The following is a 21,048-nucleotide window of genomic DNA, read 5'->3' as shown; positions in this document are numbered from 1 at the left end:
ATAGGGTGCTTTCGCTGGTGAGAGGAGGACCCAAGGTACTAATGCTGGAGACCACCAGATCCGGAGAGGATTTGGCGGAGCTGGAGGCCTTTCTTGCGGCCCTGTGTCCGTCATCGTCGGCGGACCCCATGGGGGCGGTGGAGACCGCCAGCGAGGAGGCCACCCTGGTGATATTCATGGCCTCCGGGGAGGAGCCCGCCATGCGGGTCTACTCCACCCACCTGCCGCCGGAGGACCTGCTCTGCCAGTTGATAAACCGCAGGCTCTGCGAGAAGGTGGACAACCTCTGCCCATCCCCCGGGACGGCGGTCATGAGGCTGGTGGGAACCCCCGAGGGGTTGAACCTGGCCATGGAGAGGATCGCATCGGACCTGAACGGCACCGTGGGGGAGAGGCCCCATAACTTCGTGTGCCCCGCGGGTAGCAGGACGGTGATCTACTTCACCCAGAACCCGCTGAACAGGCCCCTCAGGATGGAGGACCTGAGCCCAAGGGCGGTGCTGGTGGACAGGCCCTGCGGAGAGGTGCTAAGCCACCTGAGGGAGAACGCCATGGACTACCTGAGCCTGGCCATGGGGGGCCCCGACTGGAACCAGGTGGACATAAGGATATACGACGCGGAGGGCAGGTACGACCTGCACTACCGGCGGCTCATGGGGGCCATAGAGGGGATTGACGCGGGGCTGGTGCTCTCCGAGGCGTGGGGGCGGGACCAGGCCTTCATCCTCATGAGCGTCCCGGTCTACGTGGTACGGCTCTTCACCCCCCTGGATCCCTCCGAGATAAAGAGGATGTGCATGGGACTGGAGTACTCCCCCAAGGGGGAGCGGTGGGTGGACCTGGACGTGATCTGCAGCGGCAAGAAGGTAAGCTGGACCGGTTTGGAGCACCCGGGAACCCGGGACTCCCTGGGGGAGGCCATGAGGAGGGAGCTCCTTGGCCGCATGAACCAGGGAGGGCTCAAGCGCCTCTTGGAGGCGGAGGGGGAGCTCATGGGGGGCTAGACGCTGGGCACCGACGAGGGCAGGGCCCCCTCCAGGACCCTAATGGGGTTGTCCATGAGAAGACGCCCCATGGAACGGGCCCCCAGTCGGCCCCCCAGGACCTGGAGAGCCTGGGACGCCTCCCGGTGGCTCATGAAGAGATCCCGCCTCTCCCCATGGAAGAATGCGTCGAACCGGTCACACAGGTCGAGCCCCAGGGCGCAGGCGGCCTCCCCGGCCACCAGGGCCAGGTGGGATATGTGCCGATACATGCCCTCCACCGGGTCATCGGATCCGACGAAGGCTCCGTGGGCGTTGAAACCCACCACCCCTCCCCTGCGGCCTATGGCCTCCAGGTGCGGGTCGGCAAGGTTGCGAGGGTGGTCACAGAGGGACCTGCAGTTTGAGTGGGTGGCCAGGATGGGGACCCCACTTCTGATCACGTCCTCCGTGCCCGGGTCGTTCAGGTGGCTGAGGTCCAGCGCCAGGCCGAGGGATCTAGCGGTCTCCAGGGCGGACACCCCCTGGGCGGAGAGGCCTCCGGGGGATCGGACCGTGCGGGTAAGGTCAACCCCATCCGCCAGGCGGTTGCGCCGGCTCCAGGTGAGGGCCAGGAACGAGAGCCCCATGGACCGGAAGAAGCGCAGAAGCTCCGGATCGTCCTGGACGGGCTCCGCCCCCTCCATGGAGAGCACCAGGCCTATCCGCCGGGAGGAGAGGCAGCGCCTCAGATCGTCCCGGTCCCGGATGACCATCAGGTCCTCCCGGGCCTCCCTCTCCTCCTCCAGGAGACACCACACCTGGTGAAGGGCCTCCTGGAGGGCCCGGTGGACCCCCTGGTCGTCCACGAACAGGGAGCAGACCAGCACCTTAACGCCGCTGGACCTCAGGTCCTGCAACATGATGCGGCGGATCACGTCCCTCTCCCCCATCCGCCTGCGCCTCGACACCTCGTACAGAACGTCGCAGTGAAGATCCACCCACTCCAAGCCAAGCCCCCCAATCGCAGGTTTTCAACCAAATCCTGGACTCAACCGATAATACATCATGAAGGGGGTGAGAAGGTTGGAGGGTCTCAAGGGTCTAGGCGCACCCAGTGACCTCCGTGGGGATGGGGTCCCGGAGGAGATGCCCCCCAGCGCCCGGGAGGCGCTGATGGAGGCGGAGAAGGCGAGGGACCGGGCACTGGACCGGGTGGTGCTGACCCACCAGCGGACCGTGGCCCGGTCCATGGAGGACTACAAGGTGAAGATGAAGAAAAAGCTCCTGGAGCTGGAGAGGCGCAAGCGCCGGGAACAGGACCTGGAGCTTCTAAGCCGGGCCGTGGCCCAGACTATAAACCACCGGAACTACCTGGAGAGTAGGCGCCGAAGTCCGCTAAGGCCCGTCTGAACTCCTCCTCCGACAGGGTGGCGGGGTTGCCGACACAGCGAACCCGCCAGTATACCTCGCACAGGAACTCCAGGTTCACCGCCAGGTCCATGGCCTCCTGGGGGGACGATCCCGCCACCACCGCCCCGTGGTTGGCCAGGATGGCCCCCTTGAGGGGCTCCCGCAGGGTCTCCGCCACCAGGTCCGCCAGCTCCTGGGACCCGAAGGGCCGGTAGGGGACCACCGGTATGATCTGATCCCCGAAGGCGGCCATGTAGTAGTGTATGGGGGGCACCTCCCACTTGAGGCACCCCATGGTGACCGCGAAGCGGGAGTGGGTGTGAAAGACCGCCCCCACGTCCGACCTGGCCCGCAAGACCCCAAGGTGCATCCTCCACTCGCTGGATGGCTTAAGGCCCTCAAGGACCCGGCCCTCCATGTCCAGCACCGTCACGTCCTGCTCCCTCAGGGCCCCGCAAGGACGTCCCGAGGGCTTCAGGGCCCATAGCCCACCCTCGGCCCGAACCGACAGGTTCCCGCCGGAACCGAACACCAGCCCCCGCTCCTCCAAGAGGGCCCCGTACCTCACCACCGCCCGCTTAGCCTGGATCACGTCCAAAACTACAACACCTCCCAGGGGAGCAAAGCACAAAAACCTGATGGGATCAAGGCGACTTGACAACACGTGGCGTGAAGGGGCGTACGGGGTTGCCCCGGGGCCTTACATATATTTGTGTAATTTTTATCTATTGCTACGACCGAGGTGACAACAAAAATTTGTCGGCATATAATCGTCGCTCGTGGATGAAATCCAATATCTTCACGCGAGGAAGGGATATCGTCAGATCCCGCCGGATGCCACGTCCCACAGGATGCAACATTATGTGCCTTTTGTAGTTAATCATACCCTACATGACCACAAAATCGATCGGGCATATAATCGGAACGGTGATAATCATCATTATGCGGGGAGGCGTGGATATGAGGGACTTGTCGATAGCCAAGAAGCTGACGTTGCTTGGGATTGGGGTCACAGTCCTGTTGGGGCTCATGGTGGCCATGGTGGCCCTCCAGAGCCACTCCATCCTGAACGACCAGGTTAACACCCTGGGGATGGAGATGATCGCCAACAACGCCAACCAGGTGGACCAGTACTTCAGCGAGCTCAAGACGCTGACGCTGGGCATCGCCAGCGGCACCGCGGAGCTGTTGGAGACCGGACAGGCGGTCACCGACGACGACCTGGAGTCCGTCATGGCCCGGTACTTCAACGCCACCGCCAAGGACCTCAACATCCTGGATATGTACGTGGGGCTGGAGTCCACCGGCAAGGTGGGCACCGGCGGCGACTGGGTGGAGAAACCGGACTACGACGCAAGGAAGCGCCCCTGGTACATCCAGGCGGTGCAGGAGGATAAGGTCATACTTACCGCCCCATACGTGGACGCCAACACCGGCGGGCTAGTCATCACCGTGGCCACCCCGGTGAAGTCCACCTCGGGCAAGCTCCTGGGCGTGGCGGGGATCGACGTGGACCTCAAGACCCTATCCGACATGATCACCTCCTACAAGGTCTTCGGCAAGGGCTACGGCTTCCTCCTGGACCGGGAGGGCAACACGATATGTCATCCAAAGTCGGAGATGATCATGAAGGAGAACATCACCAAGCCCAGCGGCCTAATCACCCCCGAGCTGGCGGAGGCGGGGCGGAAGATGATCTCCGGCTCCCCGGGCTTCGTGGACTACTCCTTCCAGGGTGAGCTCAGGAGGACCTTCTTCTCCCCCACCAGGTCCGGCTTCGTCCTGGGCGTGGTCTTCCCCGCCTCGGACCTCAACGCCATGGTAAGGAGCCTGGCCATCCGACAGCTGCTCCTGGGGCTCGTGACCCTCATCCTGGTGGGCGCCATGCTCTACGGCCTCTCCAGGAGCGTGGTGGCCCCCGTCAAGAGGATCACCGACTCCCTCAAGAAGCTGGGACAGCTGGACCTCACCCAGGACCAGAACGACCAGTGGCTGAGGGAGGTGGGGCACCACCGCACCGAGATCGGCCTCATGGCCCAGAGCGCCCTGGTCCTCAAGGAGACCCTGAGACAGGCCATATCCGACATAGCCTCCCAGTCGGACAGGACCGCCGCCGCGGCGGAGAACCTGGCGGCCCTCTCGGAGGAGTCCGTGGCCTCCGTGGAGGAGATAAAGGCCTCGGTGGACCAGGTGGCGTCCCTCATGGAGTCCAACTCCGCCTCCCTGCAGGAGACCAACGCGGGGATCGAGGAGGTCTCCAGCGGAGCCCAGCAGGCGGCCAACTCCGCCACCGACGGGGCCGAGGCGGCCTCCAAGATGTCCCACCTGTCGGAGCAGACGGTCCGCCAGGTGGAGGAGGTGGTGAAGGCCATAACCCACGTGGGGGACGAGTCCAAGCGGACCTTCGAGAGGATCCAGAAGGTGGCGGACTCGGTGGCGTCCATATCGGGCTTCGTGGCCACCATAAGGTCCATAGCGGACCAGACGAACCTGCTGGCGCTGAACGCCGCCATCGAGGCCGCCCGGGCGGGCGAGGCGGGCCGGGGCTTCGCGGTTGTTGCGGAGGAGGTCCGGAAGCTGGCGGAGGAGTCCGCCCAGGCGGCCAAGGAGGTGGAGGACCTGATAGCCCCCCTGCAGGCCAACACGGAGGAGTCCTTGAGGGCCACGGAGCAGTCCCAGAGGTCCATGGACGACACGGTGCGCCGGGCCCACGAGGCCCAGGGGAAGCTGGCGGAGGTGCTGGGCCAGATCCGGGTCATAAACGACGCCATGCAGAACATAGCCGCCACGTCGGAGGAGCAGGCGGCGGCGGCGCAGGAGATAGCCCAGGGGATAGACAACGCCACCCAGGGTACCATAAACGTGGTGAACTCGGTGGAGATGATCCGTCACTCCAGCGAGGAGACCGCCAAGGCCAGCGAGGCGGTGGCCCAGGAGGCCCAGGCGCTGAGCCACACGGCGGAGCAGCTCAAGGCCCTGATCGCCAAGTTCAGGTACCAGTCCTCCTCCCTCAGCCTGGGGGACGGCAGGTAAGATCTAGGGACGCAAGACCAAGAAGATGACCCCGGGGGCCCGCCCCGGGGTCATCTTCTGTGGAAGGTCAGATCCCGCCGGATGCCACGTCCCTTCCCTTCAGGGCGAACCACAGGGTTCCAAGAACGCCGAAGGCGAAGGCGGTGAGGAAGTTGACCTGCGGGGATATGTAGAAGAGGGCGGGGGAGGCGAAGGCCGCCAGGGACACCACCACGTCCCGGAGGAGGTAGTAGGCGCCGAAGGCGGCCCCCTTGGCCCCCTCCGGCGCCAGGTCCATTATCAGGGCCTTCCGGGTTGGCTCCCCGAACTCCTTGAGCCCCCTCACCACGAAGGCGGCGGCGAAGGGCCAGAAGCCCCGGCAGAAGGGCAACATGAGCGGGAAGGCGGTGAAGAAGCAGAAGGTCATGAGCACGAAGGGCTTCTTGCCGTGGCGGTCCGCCATGGCGGCCACGGGGATGTAGACCAGCATGGCCACCGCCATCTCCAGGGCGGTGAGCAGCCCGAACTGGGCGGGGGTCACCCCCCTATCCAGGGCCCATAGGACCACGAAGGGGTACGGGATCTGCTCCGCGAACCGGATCAGCACGTCGGACACGAGGAGCATCCGGAGGTCCCCCCGAATAAGCCCCAGGGAGGACCGGACGCTAACCCCCTCCAGTTCGCCTATGGCGTCCCCGGGGACCATCCGCCACATGAGCCAAACGGAGATCCCCCCAACCGCCGCCGCCACCACCAGGGCGGCCCTTATGCCCTCCACGTTCCCCATGCGGGTCATCAAGTAGCCGCCGATCACCGGGCCCAGCGCCATGGGTATCCGGCGGACCAGGGAGTGCATGGAGACCCCCATGACCCGCTTGGTCTTGGGCACCGACCGGCCGATGAGGTCCATCATGGCGGGGAGGCTCACCGCCGACCAGGAGATGAAGAGCGCCGCTCCCGGCAGAACGGACCACCAGGTGCCCAGGGTCAGCACCAGCAGGTACCCCAGCACCGCCACCAGGGAGAAGAGGATCAGGGACTTCTTGGGACCCAGGGCGTGGCTTGCCATGCCCCCCGGAAGGGAGTACAGGGCGGAGAGGAGGTTATCCATGCCGTTCAGGAACCCAACTGACCAGTAGGATCCACCCAGGGCCATCAGGTAGACCGGCAGGAACCGCTCGGACATCTTCTCCCCAAGGCCCATGAAGATCACCATGATCAGGGCCGCGCCGGTGGATCTGTTTATGGCCAGGAACCGCAGGATCCGCTCCAATTCATCACCCTCCAACCTGGGACGTCCAAAAGGGGGGCACCATGGCCCCCCGTGGACGATCAGAAGATAGGTATCTTACGCTCCTTGATGAGGATACGCGCCTTAGGAGATGCGGCCGAACCGAGCCAGCCTGCCCAGGTCCTCCTCGATCTCCAGGAGGCGGTTGTACTTGGCGATCCGCTCGCTCCTGCAGGCGGAGCCGGTCTTTATCTGGCCGCCCCCCATGGCGACGGTGAAGTCCGCCATGAAGGTGTCCTCCGTCTCCCCGGACCTGTGGGAGATCACGTAGCCCCAGCCGGCCCGGCGGCAGAGTTCGATGGTCTCCATGGTCTCGGTGACGGTGCCGATCTGGTTCAGCTTTATCAGCACCGCATTGGCCGCCTTGGCCTTGATGCCCCGGCGGACGAAGTCCGGGTTGGTGACGAAGATGTCGTCCCCAACGATCTGGACCCGGTGCCCCATCCGGGCGGTCATCTTGGCGAAGCCATCCCAGTCGTTCTCGTCCAAGCCGTCCTCGATGGACGCTATGGGGTAAGCGGAGCACCAGCGATCGAATAGGTCGATCATCTCATCGGTGGACTTCTTGCCCTGGCCGGACTTGTCCAGCATGTAGGAGCCGCCGCTGAAGAAGCTGCTGGCTGCGGGGTCTAGGGCCAGGCAGATGTCCTTTCCAGGCTCGTAGCCCGCAGCCCTTATGGCCTCAACGATGACGTCGCAGGCCTCCTCGTTGCTCTTCAGGTCCGGGGCGAAGCCCCCCTCGTCCCCCACGCCCACCGCGTAGCCCTTCTTCTTGAGGATCCCCTTCAGGGCGTGGAACGTCTCGGCCCCCATCCTCAAGGCCTCCCGGAAGGAGGATGCCCCCAGGGGGAACACCATGAACTCCTGGAAGTCAACGCTATTCTCCGCATGCTTGCCCCCGTTGAGGATGTTCATCATGGGCACCGGCAGGGTGACCGCCCCGGGGCCCCCCAGGTAGGCGTAGAGGGGCAGGTCGCAGTACTCCGCCGCCGCCTTGGCGGCCGCCATGGAGACCCCCAGGATGGCGTTGGCTCCCAGCTTGCCCTTGTTAGGGGTGCCGTCCAGCTCGATCATGGCCCGGTCGATGGCCGCCTGATCCCGGCAGTCCATGCCGATCACCGCCGGGGCGATCACGTCGTTCACGTTGGCAACCGCCTGGAGGACCCCCTTGCCGCCGTAACGCCCCTTGTCTCCATCCCTAAGCTCCACCGCCTCGTTCTCCCCAGTGGAGGCCCCGGATGGCACCGAGGCGCTCACCCTTATCCCGCACTCCAGCTCCAGCCTCACCCGGACGGTGGGGTTGCCCCTGGAATCCAGGATCTCCAAAGCCCTTATGTTGGTTATCACGGAGCTCATAACCCAATCCCTCCCATTGATCGGCCCCAACAAACTCTGGTCTCTGAAGGGCACGGATTGCGTCCCAATGGACGTTGAAATCTATGTTACCACAAGGAGTGGGATGAGATAAACATTTATCAAAACCACGAAAACTTTAGCACTAAAGATTAACCAAACGGCCATGCAATCCAAATTGGATCGTGGTACATTATAACTATTTAGAATAGGGGGTGCTTCTAATGTCGTCATGGCTAAGAGACATGAGCATCAAGGGCAAGATGTGGGTCCTCATCGGGGTTGGGCTGCTTGGCCTTGGAGTCGCCTCCGCCACCGGCTACCGGTTCCTGTCCCAAAGCAACCGCAACTTGGAGGACATGTACCAGGATCAGCTTCTCCCGATCCGCTGGCTCATAGACACCAAGGCTAACGCGGCGTTGATTAAGGGACTGGTATCGGAAATCATAGTTGCAGATAGCGATGCGGAGCGGGACGAGCTGGTTCAACGGATAGGCGAGCTGGTCAAGGCCAACGACTCTAACCTGGAGCTCTACGGCAAGACGAAGTTGGAAAGCTTCGAGGTGGAACACCTGCGAAAAGTCCATGAGGCCATGACCGACTGGCGGGCCAAATGGAGGAAGGTGCTGGAGCTGTCTAAAGAGGGGTTAAAGGAGCAGGCGGAGGACTACTTCAAGGCCGAGGCCATACCGGCCATTAAAAGGCTCATCGGGGAGATTGAGGCGCTAGCCAATTTCAACGTGGAGTTCGCCGAGAAAGTCAAAGACCAGAACGATCAAAGCGCCGCCCGGGCGCTCTACCTCCTGGTTGTGATGTCCATTGGATCGCTGCTGGTCATGGCTCTACTTGGGGCCGTCATTTCTCAACGCATAGCGGGCTCCGTTAGATCCGCCCTGAGCGCCCTGGAGAGGGTTAGGGACGGGGATCTAACCTTATCCAGGGATCAGATAGGCGCCCAGGGAAGGGACGAGATGGGACGCCTGGGGGACGCCCTATTTGAAGCGGTGCTCCAGATCAGGTCCACGATTGAGCAGGTTCTTAGACAGGCATCCGATGTGGCCTCCCGTGCGGAGGACTTCTCCGCCCTGGCGGAGGAGTCCTCCGCCTCCGCCCAGGAGTCCAGGGCCTCGGTTGACGAAGTAGCCTCCCGGATGAACGAGCTGGGGGCAGCAAGCCAGGAGATAAACGCCAGCGTCGAGGAGGTGGCCAGCGGCGCCCAGGCGGTGGCCCAGCGCAGCACCGACATAGCCGCCGAGGTGGACCAGGCCAGGAGCGCCGGGGAGGAAGGCGCAAGAGCGGTGGCCAAGGCGGCCTCCAGTATAGCGAAGGTGGCGGAGGAGGCCTCCCGATCCGCTGAGATGGTGGCTTCCCTGGGCGAGATGGCACACCAGATCCAGTCCTTCGTCGGCCAGATCGGCCAGATAGCGGACCAGACGAACCTTCTGGCGCTGAACGCCGCAATTGAGGCCGCCCGGGCGGGGGATGCGGGCAAGGGCTTCGCGGTGGTGGCCGAGGAGGTTCGCAAGCTGGCGGAGGAGAGCAACCAGGCGGCTTCTAGGATCGCGGAGCTGGCGGACGGGATAGGCCGGGAGCTTGGGACGGTGATATCCGCCTCCCAGAGAAACGCCCAGGAGAGCCAGTCGTCCAAAGAGCTGGCGGAGGAGACCCGGGCCACCATTGAAAGGATCATGGACTCCCTAGGCAGGATCTCCAATGCGACCCAGGACCTGGCGGCGGTGGCGGAGGAGCAGGCGGCCTCCAGCCAGGAGATAGCCTCGGCGGTACAGGACGTGGCCTCCAAGGTCCTTCAGGCGGCCAACGCATCCGAGGTGGTGAGGTCCCAGGTGGCGGAGGTGTCAGCCGCAGCGGAGCGGATCGCCCAGGGATCGGAGGACTTGGTTAAAACCTCTGAGGCCCTCCGGGAGGCGGTGCGGCACTTCAAGGTGGACGACATGTCGTCCCCCGTACATCTTCCCCCTTCGCTGGCATAGGGGCTAAGCTCCAGATCCCAGGGGGAAAAAGCGGAGGGGCGGGTTCCCCCGCCCCTCCGCCAGGTGGTGAAATTCGACCTAGAGGAACACGCCCCGCATCTTGACCGCGTCGGCCACCCGCTTGATGGCCACCATGAAGGCCCCCTTCCTCATGGAGACGTTGTGCTCCTTGCTGTAGTTCCACACCCGCCAGAAGTTGTCCGCCATGAGGGTAAGCAGCCGCTGGTTGTACTCCTCCTTGGTCCAGAAGAAGCCCATCAGGTCCTGGACCCACTCGAAGTAGGAACCCACCACGCCGCCGGAGTTGGCCAGGAAGTCGGGCACCACCAGCACGTCCTTGGGAAGGGCCGCATCTCCCTCGGGGGTGACGGGGCCATTGGCACCCTCCACGATGAACTTGGCCTTGATCTTGTGGGCGTTGTCCCCGTTGATGACCCCCTCAAGGGCGCAGGGGCAGAGCACGTCCGCCTCCAGGTAGAGGATATCCTCCCCGGCGATCTTCTGGAGACCCGGCTGCTCGTAGCCCTCCAGCAGGTGCTTGGGGTGGTTGGTCACGTGATCGAAGGCCTTCTTGACGTCGATCCCGTCGGGGCAGTAGTAGCCGCCGGTGATGTCGCTGATGGCCAAAACCTTGGCCCCCATGTCAACCAGGGTGAGGGCGCAGTGGGTGCCCACGTTGCCGAAGCCCTGGATGATGGCGGTGGCACCCTTCACATCCCGGCCGGCGGCCTTCAGGACCTCCCTCACGCAGGTGGCCACGCCGGCGCCGGTGGCCTCGGTGCGCCCCTTGGAGCCCCACAGGGAGACCGGCTTGCCGGTGAAGATGGCGGGCTCCAGGCGATTGCGCATCTTGCTTATGGTGTCCATGAACCAGACCATCTCCTGGCCGCCGGTGTTCACGTCCGGGGCGGGAACGTCGGTCCAGGCGCCCACCAGGGGCTCTATGCGAGCGGCGAAGGTGCGGGAGATCCTCTCCTTCTCAGCGGTGGACAGCTCCAGGGGGTTGCAGGCCACACCGCCCTTGCCGCCGCCGTAAGGGATTCCGGCCAGAGAGCACTTCCAGGCCATGAGACACGCCAGGGCCTCGCACTCCTCAAGGGTCACGTCCGGGTGGAACCGGATGCCACCCTTGGCAGGACCCAGGGCGGTGGAGTACTGGACCCGGTAGCCCTCGAACACCTTCACGGTGCCGTCGTCCATGGTGACGGGAATGGAGACGCAAAGCTTCCTCTCCGCCCTGCTCAGGATCTCGATGAGACCCTCGTCCAGCCCCATCTCCTCCGCGGCGGCGTAGAAGTTCTTGAGCGCCGTGTCCAGAAGAACGTTGCTGGAAGTCCTCTTCGTAACTGCCATTACGAATCCCTCCTTGTCTTTTTAGGCCAAAGGCCCTGCACGGAACCAACCTAAAATGTTTGTGAAGGAACCCCACAAACCCCAGGCCTATTCTATTCCAACCGGAACTTTCAGTAAAGAGTCAAACGGGACTGATTTTTTGGAAAAATTTTATATATGCACTGAATACCAAATACACTTGCTAGACGATTCTGCGACTAGGTGAAATCCCCGAGCCCCAGGCGTCTGGCCGCCTCCGCCATGTCCGGATAGAGGGGGGCCTCAAAGGCCGCACCGGCCAGGTCCCCCAGGGACTCGCCAAATGGCAACAGCACCCTTCGGGCGTGGAGCATGGTTCTCCCCACCCCCCGGAACCTCACCCCGTACCTGACGTCCCCGAGGATCGGAAGCCCCAGGTGGGCCAGGTGGACCCGGGCCTGGTGCTGGCGTCCGGTGAGAAGCTCCACCTCCACCAGGGAGAAACCACCCCGAACGGCCAGGGGACGCACCACCGACCTGGCGGGTTGCCCTGAGGGCGAAGGGGTCACGTTGCCCCTTCCGTCCTTGGACAGCGGCAGGTCCACCAAAGCCTCCCCAACGCAGGTGCCCCTCACCAGCGCCCAGTAGAGCTTCCTGATGGTCCCCTCCCGGAACAGCCGGTGGAGCTCCCGCCCAAGGGCCCCGTCCAGCGGCACCAGCACCACCCCGGTGGTGTTCACGTCCAGCCTGTGGGAGGGCACGGGCCCCCGGTCAACCCCCAAAAGGCGCCACACCTCCTCGGGCAGGCTGGTCCCCCTGCCTCCCCCGGGCTGGCATATCCACCCGGCGGGCTTGTTCGCCACCAGTAGCCTCCGGTCCCAGTGGATAACCCACCGGGGCAACTCCCTGCCCTCGGCTGGGCATGGGGTCCCAGATCCGGACCGCCTTGGCTCCTGGTCCCAGGGGACCGTCAGCTCCTGCCCCTCCAACAGCCGCTGGGAGCAGGGCACCCGCCTGCCGTCCAGCCGGACCTGGCCGCGCCTTATGGCCCCCATCCGGAGTCCCATGTTCACCTCTGGCCACCACTCCCGAATGAGCCTGTCCAGCCTGCGCCCCTCCTGATCGGGGGGGATCCTGTAGGTCCTCATGGCCGCTGGGGCAGCTCCCCGGTCCAGAACCTGCGCTGGGTGGACCGGTTGAAGTCCGATACGGCCTGGCCGTCCCGGAGCCACCTGAGCCCCTCCCGGCAGCAGAAAAGATGAAAGTCCAGCTCGTCCGCGGCGGACACGATGAGCGCCTCCAGCGTCTGGGGAACCACCGGGGAGCCGTACTCCTTCTGGCCATGGTGGCTCAGTATTATGTGCCCCAGGTGGACCGCCAGCTCCCCCCGGAGCCCCCGGTCCCTCACCAGCTCCTCGAACAGGGCGTAGCCCATGGCCACGTGATCCAGCACGCTCCCTTCCACGGTCACCTCCGGCAGGGGGCTCATCCGGTAAGCCCTGACCTTGCCCAGATCGTGCAGCAACGCCCCCGCCGCCACTACCTCCAGGCTCACGTCCCGGTAGGGACCGCACATGCCCAGCGCCGCCTCCGCCACGTGAACCGTGTGCTCCAAGAGCCCCGCCCGGTACGCATGGTGGTTGGACACCGCCGCAGGGTACGAGAAGAACCTGTCCCTCAGGTCACCAACGAAGATTCCCTCAAGGAAGCCCCGCAGCTCCTCCCCGCAGGACCCGACGATCCTCCAGAAGCGCTCCTCCAGCTCCTCCTGGGGGAATGGGGAACGGGGCACCAGGTCCAGAGGGGGGTACTTGTCCTGGTCCAGCCGGTACAGCTCCCGGAAGTCCACCTGGAGGGACCCCCGGTAATCCTTCACCTGTCCCACCACCCCCACCGACATGCCTTTCAGGGACTGGATCTGGTCCTCGCTCAACGGCTCCCCTTCCCGGCGGTCCAGCCACCGGGCGCTACTCCAGGCCTTCCCCTCCATTGCCCCGGTGGGGTCCATCACCGTAACCGACCAGTAGGTGCCGCCCCCCCTGTCCCGGTTCGCCTGGAGGTCCCGCACCGCGTAGACCCCCTTGAAGGACTCCCCGGGCCTCAGCCGGAGCACCGCCTCCACCGTCATGAGCTCGTCCCTTCCCACGGACCCACCTCCGCTCTAAAATTAAAAAGGGAAATCCCTATTATGCGCTTGAATCATGCGGATCAATAGTTTAATCTTACCCCATGGCGGCCTAGGCCGCAGCAGCGATCGAAGGGGGTAGGCGCCTTGCGGTGGATCACCTCTCCTCCCATAATATCCGTTCCCCTGGTGGCCCTGCTCCTCGCCCTGGGCTCCGGGCCCACCGAGGGGCTACCCCTGCCCCTTTGGGGGCTCTTCCTGGTGGCCTACGGGGCGGCCACCGCGTTCCACTCCATGAACCTGTCAACCCGCCGGGGTGGTCTGGCCTTCTTCACCAACCTGACCGCCCAGGGGCTGGTCCTGGCCTTCGTGTCCCCCGCAGTGGGGGTCACCCCCATCGTCTCCTGGCTTGGACTGGCCCTGGCATCGTCCGGCATGGTGGGACTGGTGAGCCTTGGGATATCCAAGGGTCCGAGCGGCCAACGCCAGCCTATATCCCCAGAGCAGATCAGCATATCCGATATCCAGCAGGAGCTCAAGTCGCTGGAGACCGAGCTGGACATACCCTCCATGATCCCCCTGCCGGCCCTGTGGGGACAGGGAGGGGTGATACTCAAGGCCAACCGGGAGGCGAAGCTGCTCCTGGGGACCAACGACCTGGAGGGAAAGGAGCTGGACAAGATGATCAACCCCTCCCTCCACGAGCTGGAGCTGGGGGGCACCGGTTGGCTGGTCTTCCGGAGGTCCCTGGAGGGGGAGGACCTGGTGCTACTCTCACCCAAGGGGGAGGGATCCGGCGGGGACGACTCGGACTTTGTGGACCCCAAGACCGGGCTCTACTCGGACCGGTACGCCCGAAGGAGGGGTGAGGAGGAGATCGAGCGGGCCAGGCGGTACCGCCGCTGGCTCTCCATGGCGCTGCTAAAGCTGGAGCTGGAGAGCCTGAGCCAGGGCCCCATCCCCAGGAGCTTCCAAGAGGAGGCCTACAATCGGCTCATCGCCACGGTGAAGAAGACCATCCGCACCTCAGACCTGGCCTTCCACCTGAAGGACGATTGCGTGCTTCTCTTGCTCCCCGAGACCCCCTCCTCCGGGGCCAGGACCCTTTTCGACAGGATAAAGGCCCAGCTGAACAAGCTGTTCGAGGAAGGGGAGGCGGCCCCCTACAGGCCCAGGCTCATGGGAGGTTTCTCCTTCTACGGGGGCAACGGCACCACCTCCTACGGCCAGATGCTGGAGGAGGCCTACTCCAACATGGCCCTCAACGAGGACTGAGCCCCTGGACTTCACAAACGATCCGGACTCCCCATGGTGTATCATCTAGTCTGAAGGCCAGAAGGGCCCAAGCTGAGGGATTCAGCCGGGCGTCCGGCCCTAGAAAATGACGAGGAGGGATCGCTTTGTCCAGTTTCTTCCAGGGTCTCTACGGTGAGAGGGTCAAGGACCTGCGTCCATCCCCCATAAGGGAAATGCTGCACCTGGTGAGGCGTCCGGGGATAATCTCCTTCGCGGGGGGCATGCCGGACCCGGAGGCCTTCCCGGTGGAACTCTTCTACCAGGCGGCGGGGATAATAAAGTCCCAGGGCAAGGACGTGCTCCAGTACGGGACCACCGAGGGCTACGCCCCCCTGAAGGACTTCCTGATCCAGTGGACCGCCCCCAGGATGGGCCGCAAGCTGGAGCACGACGAGATGCTCATAACCGCCGGCTCGTCCCAGGTGTCGGACCTGCTCTGCTGGGCCCTGATCGACAAGGACGACCTTATCCTCATGGAGGAGCCCTCCTTCCTGGGGGTCTTCCTCAACATGCACAACCACGGGGCCAAGTTCCTCACCGTCCCCTGCGACGACGAGGGCATGATGGTGGACCTGATCCCCGAGAAGGTGGAGCGGGCCCAGCGGGAGGGCAAGAAGGTGAAGCTCTGCTACACCATCGCCAACTTCCACAACCCCCTGGGGACCACCCTGTCGCTGGAGAGGCGCCGTAAGCTCATCGAGTACGCCCACCGCTACGGCTTCGCCATAATGGAGGACGATCCCTACGGCTACGTGCGATTCGAGGGGGAGCACCTGCCCACCCTGTTCTCCCTGGATGACCGGGGTGTGGTTATCTACGCGGGCTCCTTCTCCAAGATCCTGGCCCCCGGAACCCGGGTTGGATGGTGCTGCGGCCACAAGGATATAATCCGCAAGATGGCCATCTTCAAGCAGGGGGTGGACGTGTGCACCAGCCTTGTGGCCCAGGCCATGGTCTACGAGTACTGCCGGCTGGGGCACCTGGACTCCTTCCTCCCCAAGATAATCGACCACTACCGCAAGAAGCGGGACGCCATGGAGGACGCCATGAGACGGCACCTCCCCCTGGAGAAGCTCCACTGGGTCAAGCCCCAGGGGGGCTACTTCTACTGGGTCAAGATGGACGGGATAGACTGCGACCGCCTCTTCCAGGTGGCGGTGGACAAACAGGTGGCCTTCGTCCCCGGCAAGGCCTTCTACCCCAACCGGGACGGGGGGGATCAGGAGATCCGGCTCTGCTACACCTTCGCCTCCCCGGAGCAGACCGACCAGGGCATGAGGCGCCTGGGGGAGGCCATGAGGGAGATGATCCGGTAGGTGAGGGACGAGCAGGTCATAGCCGCCATATCCACCCCCTTCGGCCAGGGGGGCATAGCGGTGATCCGGCTCTCCGGCAGGGGGAGCGCCCAGGTGGTGGATCGGGTCTTCCGGGGGCGCTCCCCCCTCTCGTCCTCACCCCCCTGGACCATGAGACACGGCCACCTGGTGGACCCCCGGGGCAACCCCATCGACGAGGTGCTGGCGGTCCACTTCAAGGCCCCCAAGAGCTACACCGGGGAGGACTCGGCGGAGGTGCACTGTCACGGGGGTCCATTGGTGGCCCAGATGTGCCTGGAGGCCCTAATATCCGCCGGCGCCAGGCTGGCGGAGAGGGGGGAGTTCACCCGTCGGGCGGTGATTAATCGCCGGATGGACCTGAGCGCCGCCAGCGCGGTGATGGCCCTGGTGAGCGGCCAAAGCCCCAAGGCGGTGGAGGCCGCAATGGGGTCCCTGTCGGGGGCCACCCGCCGGGCCATGGAAGAACTCATGAGGGACCTGACCCGGGCCTGCAGCCACCTGGAGGCCACCTTGGACATGCCGGAGGATGAGATACCCCCCCTGGACTGGGAGCGCCTCCGGGAGGACCTCTCCCGGATAGCCCGGGGGATCCGGGACCTCCACCAGAGGGGCCTGGCGGGCATGGCCCTCTCCCAAGGAGTCCAGGTGACCCTGGTGGGACGCCCCAACGTGGGCAAGTCGTCCCTGCTGAACAGCCTCTCCCGACAGGCCCGAGCCATAGTCACCCCCATACCGGGCACCACCAGGGACGTGGTGGAGGCGGCGGTGATCCACCGGGGCGTGCCCATAAAGCTCCTGGACACTGCGGGCATAAGGGACTCCAACGATCCGATAGAGGCCCTGGGGGTCAAGCTGGCCCGGGAGACCATGCTCACCGCAGACCTTAGGGTACTGGTGCTGGACGGCTCCAGCCCCCCCCACCGGGAGGACCTGGAGCTACTTGGGTCCCTCGATATGCCCGCCGCGGCGGCGCTCAACAAGGCGGACCTGGGGACGGACCCATCCTGGGACCAGGTCCTCCGGGACGCCAGGGTCCCCAACGTGACCCTCTCCGCCCTGTCGGGCAAGGGGGTGGAGGAGCTGAAGGACCTGATGGTCCGGTCCATATGCTCAAACCCCGCGGTGGACGGGGCGGTCACCATGTTCCGCCACCAGCTGGACGCCCTGTCCAGGGCAGCGGAGGCCCTTGATGGGGCCCTGTCATCCCCCTACCTGGACGCCACCGCACAGCTGGCGCTGGAGGCCCAGCGTCACCTGGCCTCCGCCCTGGGGCTGGACCCCACGGAGGAGGTGCTGGAGGCGGTCTTCCGGAACTTCTGCGTAGGAAAGTGAAGGCGGGGCCCCGGGGCCCCGCCTCTAAGACATGGGTTGGATATGCTCGCCCGTGGGCTAGTAGGCCTTGGCGAATATGGCGAGCCTGCCCTCCCTGCCGGTGTAGAAGCACCGCCCCACCGATCGGTCACCGCTGGGGAAGCACCGGACGGTGGCGCCGGTGGCCTCCTTTATGGCCCGCTCGTCCTCCGGGGTGCCGGCGAAGTGGGCCTCCACGAAGCCCCCCTTGGACTCCATGACCTCCTTGAACTCCTCAATGGAGCTCACCCGGTGGGTGTTGTCCCGCCGGAACTTAAGGGCCCGATCGTAGAGCCTGGCCTGGATCTGGTTCAGCACCTCCGCCACCCTCTCCGGAGCCCCCTCCATGGGCACGTCGATCCTCTCCCCGTTGTCCCGGCAGACCAGCCTAACGGTGCGGTTCTCCAGCTCCTTCTGCCCAAGCTCTATCCTCAAGGGAACCCCCTTCTGAAGGTGGCTAAAGAACCGGTCCGAGGGACGCAGGTGGTACTGCCGATCCAACGCCACGGTTCTGGGGCCTATCCGATCCTCTATGGCGGCCTTGAGCTCCATCGCCTTGGGCTCCAGGGAGGAGGAGATTAGGTCCTGATCGGTGCTTATGGGCAACAGCGCCACCTTCACCGGTGCCACTCTAGGGGGCAGGATCAGCCCGTCATCGTCCGAGTGGGTCATGATTATGGCGCCGATGAGCCGGGTGGAGACCCCCCAGCTGGTGGTCCACGCGTACTTGACCTCCCCGTCCCGATCCTGGAACCTTATGTCGAAGGCCTTGGCGAAGTTCTGCCCCAGGAAGTGGCTGGTCCCCGCCTGGAGGGCCTTCCGGTCGCTCATCATGGCCTCGCAGGTGAAGGTGTTGTCCGCCCCAGGGAACCGCTCCCCCTCGGACTTCTCACCGGTCACCACCGGAAGGGCCAGGACGTCCTTCATTATGGTCTCGTAGACCCCCAGCATCCGCAGCGTCTCCTCCATGGCCTCCTCCCGGGTGGCGTGGGCGGTGTGCCCTTCCTGCCACAGGAACTCGGAGGTCCGAAGGAAGAGCCGGGGACGCTTCTCCCAGCGCATCACGTTGCACCACTGGTTTATTAGGATTGGCAGGTCCCGCCAGGACTGGACCCACTTGCTGTACATGTGGCCTATCACGGTCTCCGAGGTGGGGCGCACCACCAACGGCTCCTCCAGCTCATCCCCCCCCGCGTGGGTCACCACCGCGCACTCCGGCGCGAACCCCTCCACATGCTGGGCCTCCCTCTCCAGGAAGGAGTTGGGGATCAGCAGGGGGAAGTAGGCGTTAACGTGCCCCGTCTCCTTGAAGGCCTCGTCGAAGTGCCGCTGGATCGACTCCCAGAGGGCGTAGCCGGTGGGACGGATCACCATGCAGCCCCTCACCGGGGCGTAGTCCGCCAGCTCCGCGGCCCTTATGACATCCAGATACCACTGGGAGAAGTCGCTAGACCTGGGTGTTACGTTCTTAGCCATCTCGATCCCTCTCATGTCCTCGATTTCGAAATCCGTGATGGATCATTATATCCCCAAAGGGCGGGGGGTTGCAAAGCGCCCTCTGTGCCTAACTGAAAAGAAACAACTAGAAGATTGACGTTTTACGCATCGAAGATATACTTTAACTAAGATGCTCCCGCGAGTCATCTTGTTTAAGTAAAATTAAAAAGAACTATCAATCAGGGGAGGTATTAAACCATGGGAAGCCAGTGGAAGGACAGCCTGACGGATCAGCTCTGCCGAGCGTTCCTGTGCCTGGAGAACGAGGATGAGGTGTACCGCTTCCTGGAGGACGTGGCCACCATAGCGGAGATAAGGTCTCTGGCGCAGCGGCTGGAGGTGGCCCGCCGTCTGATGGAGGGGGAGACCTATCCGTCCATCTCCAAGGAGACCGGCGCCAGCACCGCCACCATAAGCCGGGTCAAGAAGTGCGTGGACTACGGCTCCGATGGCTACAAGCTGGTGCTGGAGCGGCTAAAGGGGAAGTAGCCGGTGGCCTGGTGGTTCCCGTTCCTCCACCCCTCCGCCCTGGAGATCCACCGGATGGGGCAGGAGGTCATATGCGCACTCCGGGAGGGGGAACGGCTTCCGGACCAGATCCCGGGGGTGATGGCCGAGGGGGGCATCCGGGGAATCTACAGCGCCACCGTGAGGGCCGCGGAGGAGGCGGACCTGTCGGACATGGTCCTGTGGGTCAAACCTCCCAGGGACGCGTCCAACCTCCTGGACCTGTCAGAGGGGGACTGGAGGCGGGCCTTCGAGGCCCTGGAGGAGGGCCTGGAGGCGCTCCGTTGCGCCCTGCCTTACCTCCTGGGGGAAGGATCCCCCAAGCTGGTCCTCCTGTTGCCCAGGCCCCAGGGGCTCATATCCTCCGCCATCCGGGGTGCCCTCTCCGCCCTGGCGTCATCCTTCGAGGCGGAGGCCCGGGATCTGGGCCTGTCGGTCATCTGCCGCGAGGAGGACCAGCCCCTAGGATAGCATCAGGTACAGCACCACCGCAGCGAGCGCCAGGACCCCCGCCACCGCCGCGTAGGCCACCGGGAAGGACTCCCGGGCCTCCAGCGCCTCCGCCGCGGGGGTCTTTATCTTCAGTTCCCCGGGGGATATGAACTTAAAGAAGCTGCCGTCCCGGTCGAACTGGCCGTGCACCTCGTACTGACCGTTCTTGAGGAGCCGTATCATGTATATGGTGCCCGGCAGCTCCACCTCCCGGGCGGGCTCCACCACCACCGGGTCCCCGGGGCGCATCAGCGACAGGGCCACCCCATGCAGCGGATCCACCGATGGTCTCACCTCCATCACCCCCTGGGGGACATCCAGGGTTCCCTCCTGCGAGACCGGACGGCTGGGGAGGGCGGCCCCCACGTAGGAGTCCAGGGTGGCCTGAAGGGACGTCACCTCGAGCCCCATGTCTCTAAGCTCCGGCAGGGAGGTCACCGCGTACCTCACCGCCCCCAGGGGGACGCTGCGCCCCACCGCCTCCCTTATCTCCTTGGAGACGTCCACCGACAGCCGGGAGTTGATCTCCGAGCTCTCGATCACCTGCCCCTCCCCCACGGACTGGCCGGTGGCGTTGATCCACTCCTCCACCTCCGCGAGGAACATGGGGGCCCATTGGTCCCAGTGGCGGATGAGCGCCCGGTGCACCTGCTCGGCGGACCAGAGATCCGTCTCGGACACCCGCCGATCCTCCTGGACGCCTATGCCGGAGGCCAGCTCCAGCACCCGGTTCCAGAGCCTCAAGGCACCGCTGTCGGAACCCAGGGGCAGAACCGATGACTTCCTCCAGATCATCTGCCTGTCCGGGCCGAACACCGCGGCGAAGAGGATGCTTATAAGGTCCCCAACCGGGAAGGCCGCCCACAGGACCCGGTACTTTCGGCCGTTGACCGACAGGAACTTGAAGAGCCCCGCCGGGTCCGGGGTCCCCCCCGATGAGGCGTACTGCTCCACCAGACCGTCCAGGTCCTCGGGGGGGACCCCGAACATGTAGACCATCAGGTCCCTCACGTACCAATCGATCCCGCCCTGGTTCCTCTCCTCCACTTGGCACCTCCCAACCGGCGCCCGGGACGCCGCCTACGAAAAAGGGGGGCGGATCGCCGCCCCC

Annotated in this window: 18 protein-coding genes; 9 read left to right on the top strand and 9 right to left on the bottom strand. The window is 64.7% G+C overall.

The annotated features are described in order from the left end of the window. The first annotated feature begins 5 nt into the window (after window positions 1–5). Window positions 6–1,004 (top strand): hypothetical protein, encoded by a 999-nt coding sequence (locus TACI_RS01630; protein WP_012869080.1) that lies wholly within the window; start codon window positions 6–8, stop codon window positions 1,002–1,004. Here the strand turns inward: TACI_RS01630 and TACI_RS01625 are convergent. Next, a complete protein-coding gene (locus TACI_RS01625) occupies window positions 1,001–1,963 on the bottom strand; it encodes a dipeptidase (RefSeq protein ID WP_242601168.1) in 963 nt (320 codons plus the stop codon). The genes TACI_RS01630 and TACI_RS01625 overlap by 4 nt on opposite strands. 85 nt (window positions 1,964–2,048) lie before the next feature. On the opposite strand from TACI_RS01625, the gene TACI_RS01620 reads away from it, so the two are divergent. Further along, window positions 2,049–2,375: a hypothetical protein gene (locus TACI_RS01620; RefSeq protein ID WP_012869078.1), complete on the top strand. Its 327-nt coding sequence runs from the start codon at window positions 2,049–2,051 to the stop codon at window positions 2,373–2,375. On the opposite strand, the gene TACI_RS01615 is transcribed toward TACI_RS01620, so the two are convergent. Continuing rightward, entirely contained in the window at window positions 2,317–2,967 is a 651-nt protein-coding gene (locus TACI_RS01615; RefSeq protein ID WP_242601167.1) for a class II aldolase/adducin family protein, read from the bottom strand. The two genes, TACI_RS01620 and TACI_RS01615, sit on opposite strands and share 59 nt — an antisense overlap. A 368-nt stretch (window positions 2,968–3,335) precedes the next feature. Between TACI_RS01615 and TACI_RS01610 the strand changes: the two genes are divergently transcribed. Next, a complete protein-coding gene (locus TACI_RS01610) occupies window positions 3,336–5,408 on the top strand; it encodes a methyl-accepting chemotaxis protein (protein ID WP_012869076.1) in 2,073 nt (690 codons plus the stop codon). Between the two features lie 67 nt (window positions 5,409–5,475). Here the strand turns inward: TACI_RS01610 and TACI_RS01605 are convergent, their stop codons facing one another. Together TACI_RS01605 and eno are read right to left on the bottom strand one after the other, a co-directional pair. Beyond that, window positions 5,476–6,660, bottom strand: a complete 1,185-nt coding sequence (locus TACI_RS01605) for an MFS transporter (RefSeq protein WP_012869075.1) — start codon at window positions 6,658–6,660, stop codon at window positions 5,476–5,478. A gap of 102 nt (window positions 6,661–6,762) precedes the next feature. Next, complete coding sequence (eno, locus tag TACI_RS01600) at window positions 6,763–8,034, bottom strand: phosphopyruvate hydratase (protein WP_012869074.1); 1,272 nt, start codon at window positions 8,032–8,034, stop codon at window positions 6,763–6,765. A 221-nt stretch (window positions 8,035–8,255) separates the two neighbouring features. Between eno and TACI_RS01595 the strand changes: the two genes are divergently transcribed. Further along, window positions 8,256–10,022 (top strand): methyl-accepting chemotaxis protein, encoded by a 1,767-nt coding sequence (locus tag TACI_RS01595; protein WP_012869073.1) that lies wholly within the window; start codon window positions 8,256–8,258, stop codon window positions 10,020–10,022. A 78-nt stretch (window positions 10,023–10,100) separates the two neighbouring features. On the opposite strand, the gene TACI_RS01590 is transcribed toward TACI_RS01595, so the two are convergent. The 3 genes from TACI_RS01590 to TACI_RS01580 all read right to left on the bottom strand — a co-directional run bounded on the left by TACI_RS01590 (window position 10,101) and on the right by TACI_RS01580 (window position 13,479). After that, on the bottom strand, window positions 10,101–11,375 hold the full coding sequence (locus tag TACI_RS01590; protein ID WP_012869072.1) for a Glu/Leu/Phe/Val family dehydrogenase: 1,275 nt from the start codon (window positions 11,373–11,375) through the stop codon (window positions 10,101–10,103). Window positions 11,376–11,572: 197 nt separating this feature from the next. Next, the gene (locus tag TACI_RS01585) at window positions 11,573–12,481 is read right to left on the bottom strand and encodes an RluA family pseudouridine synthase (RefSeq protein ID WP_012869071.1); all 909 of its coding nucleotides are present in this window, start codon (window positions 12,479–12,481) and stop codon (window positions 11,573–11,575) included. Next, window positions 12,478–13,479, bottom strand: coding sequence for a 3'-5' exoribonuclease YhaM family protein (locus TACI_RS01580; RefSeq protein WP_012869070.1), 1,002 nt, complete (start codon window positions 13,477–13,479; stop codon window positions 12,478–12,480). Before TACI_RS01580 ends, TACI_RS01585 begins: the two co-directional genes overlap by 4 nt. Window positions 13,480–13,605: 126 nt before the next feature. On the opposite strand from TACI_RS01580, the gene TACI_RS01575 reads away from it, so the two are divergent. The 3 genes from TACI_RS01575 (at window position 13,606) to mnmE (ending at window position 17,423) form a co-directional block, all read left to right on the top strand. Further along, window positions 13,606–14,733: a diguanylate cyclase domain-containing protein gene (locus TACI_RS01575; RefSeq protein WP_012869069.1), complete on the top strand. Its 1,128-nt coding sequence runs from the start codon at window positions 13,606–13,608 to the stop codon at window positions 14,731–14,733. Between the two features lie 125 nt (window positions 14,734–14,858). Then, entirely contained in the window at window positions 14,859–16,070 is a 1,212-nt protein-coding gene (locus TACI_RS01570) for an aminotransferase-like domain-containing protein (RefSeq protein WP_012869068.1), read from the top strand. Further along, on the top strand, window positions 16,071–17,423 hold the full coding sequence (gene mnmE / locus TACI_RS01565) for a tRNA uridine-5-carboxymethylaminomethyl(34) synthesis GTPase MnmE (protein WP_012869067.1): 1,353 nt from the start codon (window positions 16,071–16,073) through the stop codon (window positions 17,421–17,423). It abuts the gene before it with no gap. 57 nt (window positions 17,424–17,480) lie between these two features. Here the strand turns inward: mnmE and proS are convergent, their stop codons facing one another. Then, entirely contained in the window at window positions 17,481–18,917 is a 1,437-nt protein-coding gene (proS, locus tag TACI_RS01560; protein WP_012869066.1) for a proline--tRNA ligase, read from the bottom strand. A gap of 219 nt (window positions 18,918–19,136) precedes the next feature. Between proS and TACI_RS01555 the strand changes: the two genes are divergently transcribed. Further along, window positions 19,137–19,427: a YerC/YecD family TrpR-related protein gene (locus tag TACI_RS01555; protein WP_012869065.1), complete on the top strand. Its 291-nt coding sequence runs from the start codon at window positions 19,137–19,139 to the stop codon at window positions 19,425–19,427. Between the two features lie 3 nt (window positions 19,428–19,430). Next, window positions 19,431–19,916 (top strand): hypothetical protein, encoded by a 486-nt coding sequence (locus TACI_RS01550; RefSeq protein ID WP_012869064.1) that lies wholly within the window; start codon window positions 19,431–19,433, stop codon window positions 19,914–19,916. Here TACI_RS01550 and TACI_RS01545 read toward each other — a convergent pair. Next, window positions 19,908–20,984, bottom strand: coding sequence for a hypothetical protein (locus tag TACI_RS01545; RefSeq protein WP_012869063.1), 1,077 nt, complete (start codon window positions 20,982–20,984; stop codon window positions 19,908–19,910). The genes TACI_RS01550 and TACI_RS01545 overlap by 9 nt on opposite strands. Window positions 20,985–21,048: the final 64 nt, after the last annotated feature.

It is taken from the genome of Thermanaerovibrio acidaminovorans DSM 6589 (assembly GCF_000024905.1).
Lineage (GTDB): Bacteria > Synergistota > Synergistia > Synergistales > Synergistaceae > Thermanaerovibrio > Thermanaerovibrio acidaminovorans.
This window is presented reverse-complemented; position numbering and strand designations above follow the sequence as displayed.

Coding starts and splice junctions, on each gene's coding strand:
- TACI_RS01590 (WP_012869072.1), bottom strand. CDS start 11,375: ATGGCAGTTACGAAGAGGACTTCCAGCAACGTTCTTCTGGACACGGCG.
- TACI_RS01555 (WP_012869065.1), top strand. CDS start 19,137: ATGGGAAGCCAGTGGAAGGACAGCCTGACGGATCAGCTCTGCCGAGCG.
- eno (WP_012869074.1), bottom strand. CDS start 8,034: ATGAGCTCCGTGATAACCAACATAAGGGCTTTGGAGATCCTGGATTCC.
- TACI_RS01585 (WP_012869071.1), bottom strand. CDS start 12,481: ATGAGGACCTACAGGATCCCCCCCGATCAGGAGGGGCGCAGGCTGGAC.
- TACI_RS01610 (WP_012869076.1), top strand. CDS start 3,336: ATGAGGGACTTGTCGATAGCCAAGAAGCTGACGTTGCTTGGGATTGGG.
- proS (WP_012869066.1), bottom strand. CDS start 18,917: ATGGCTAAGAACGTAACACCCAGGTCTAGCGACTTCTCCCAGTGGTAT.
- TACI_RS01595 (WP_012869073.1), top strand. CDS start 8,256: ATGTCGTCATGGCTAAGAGACATGAGCATCAAGGGCAAGATGTGGGTC.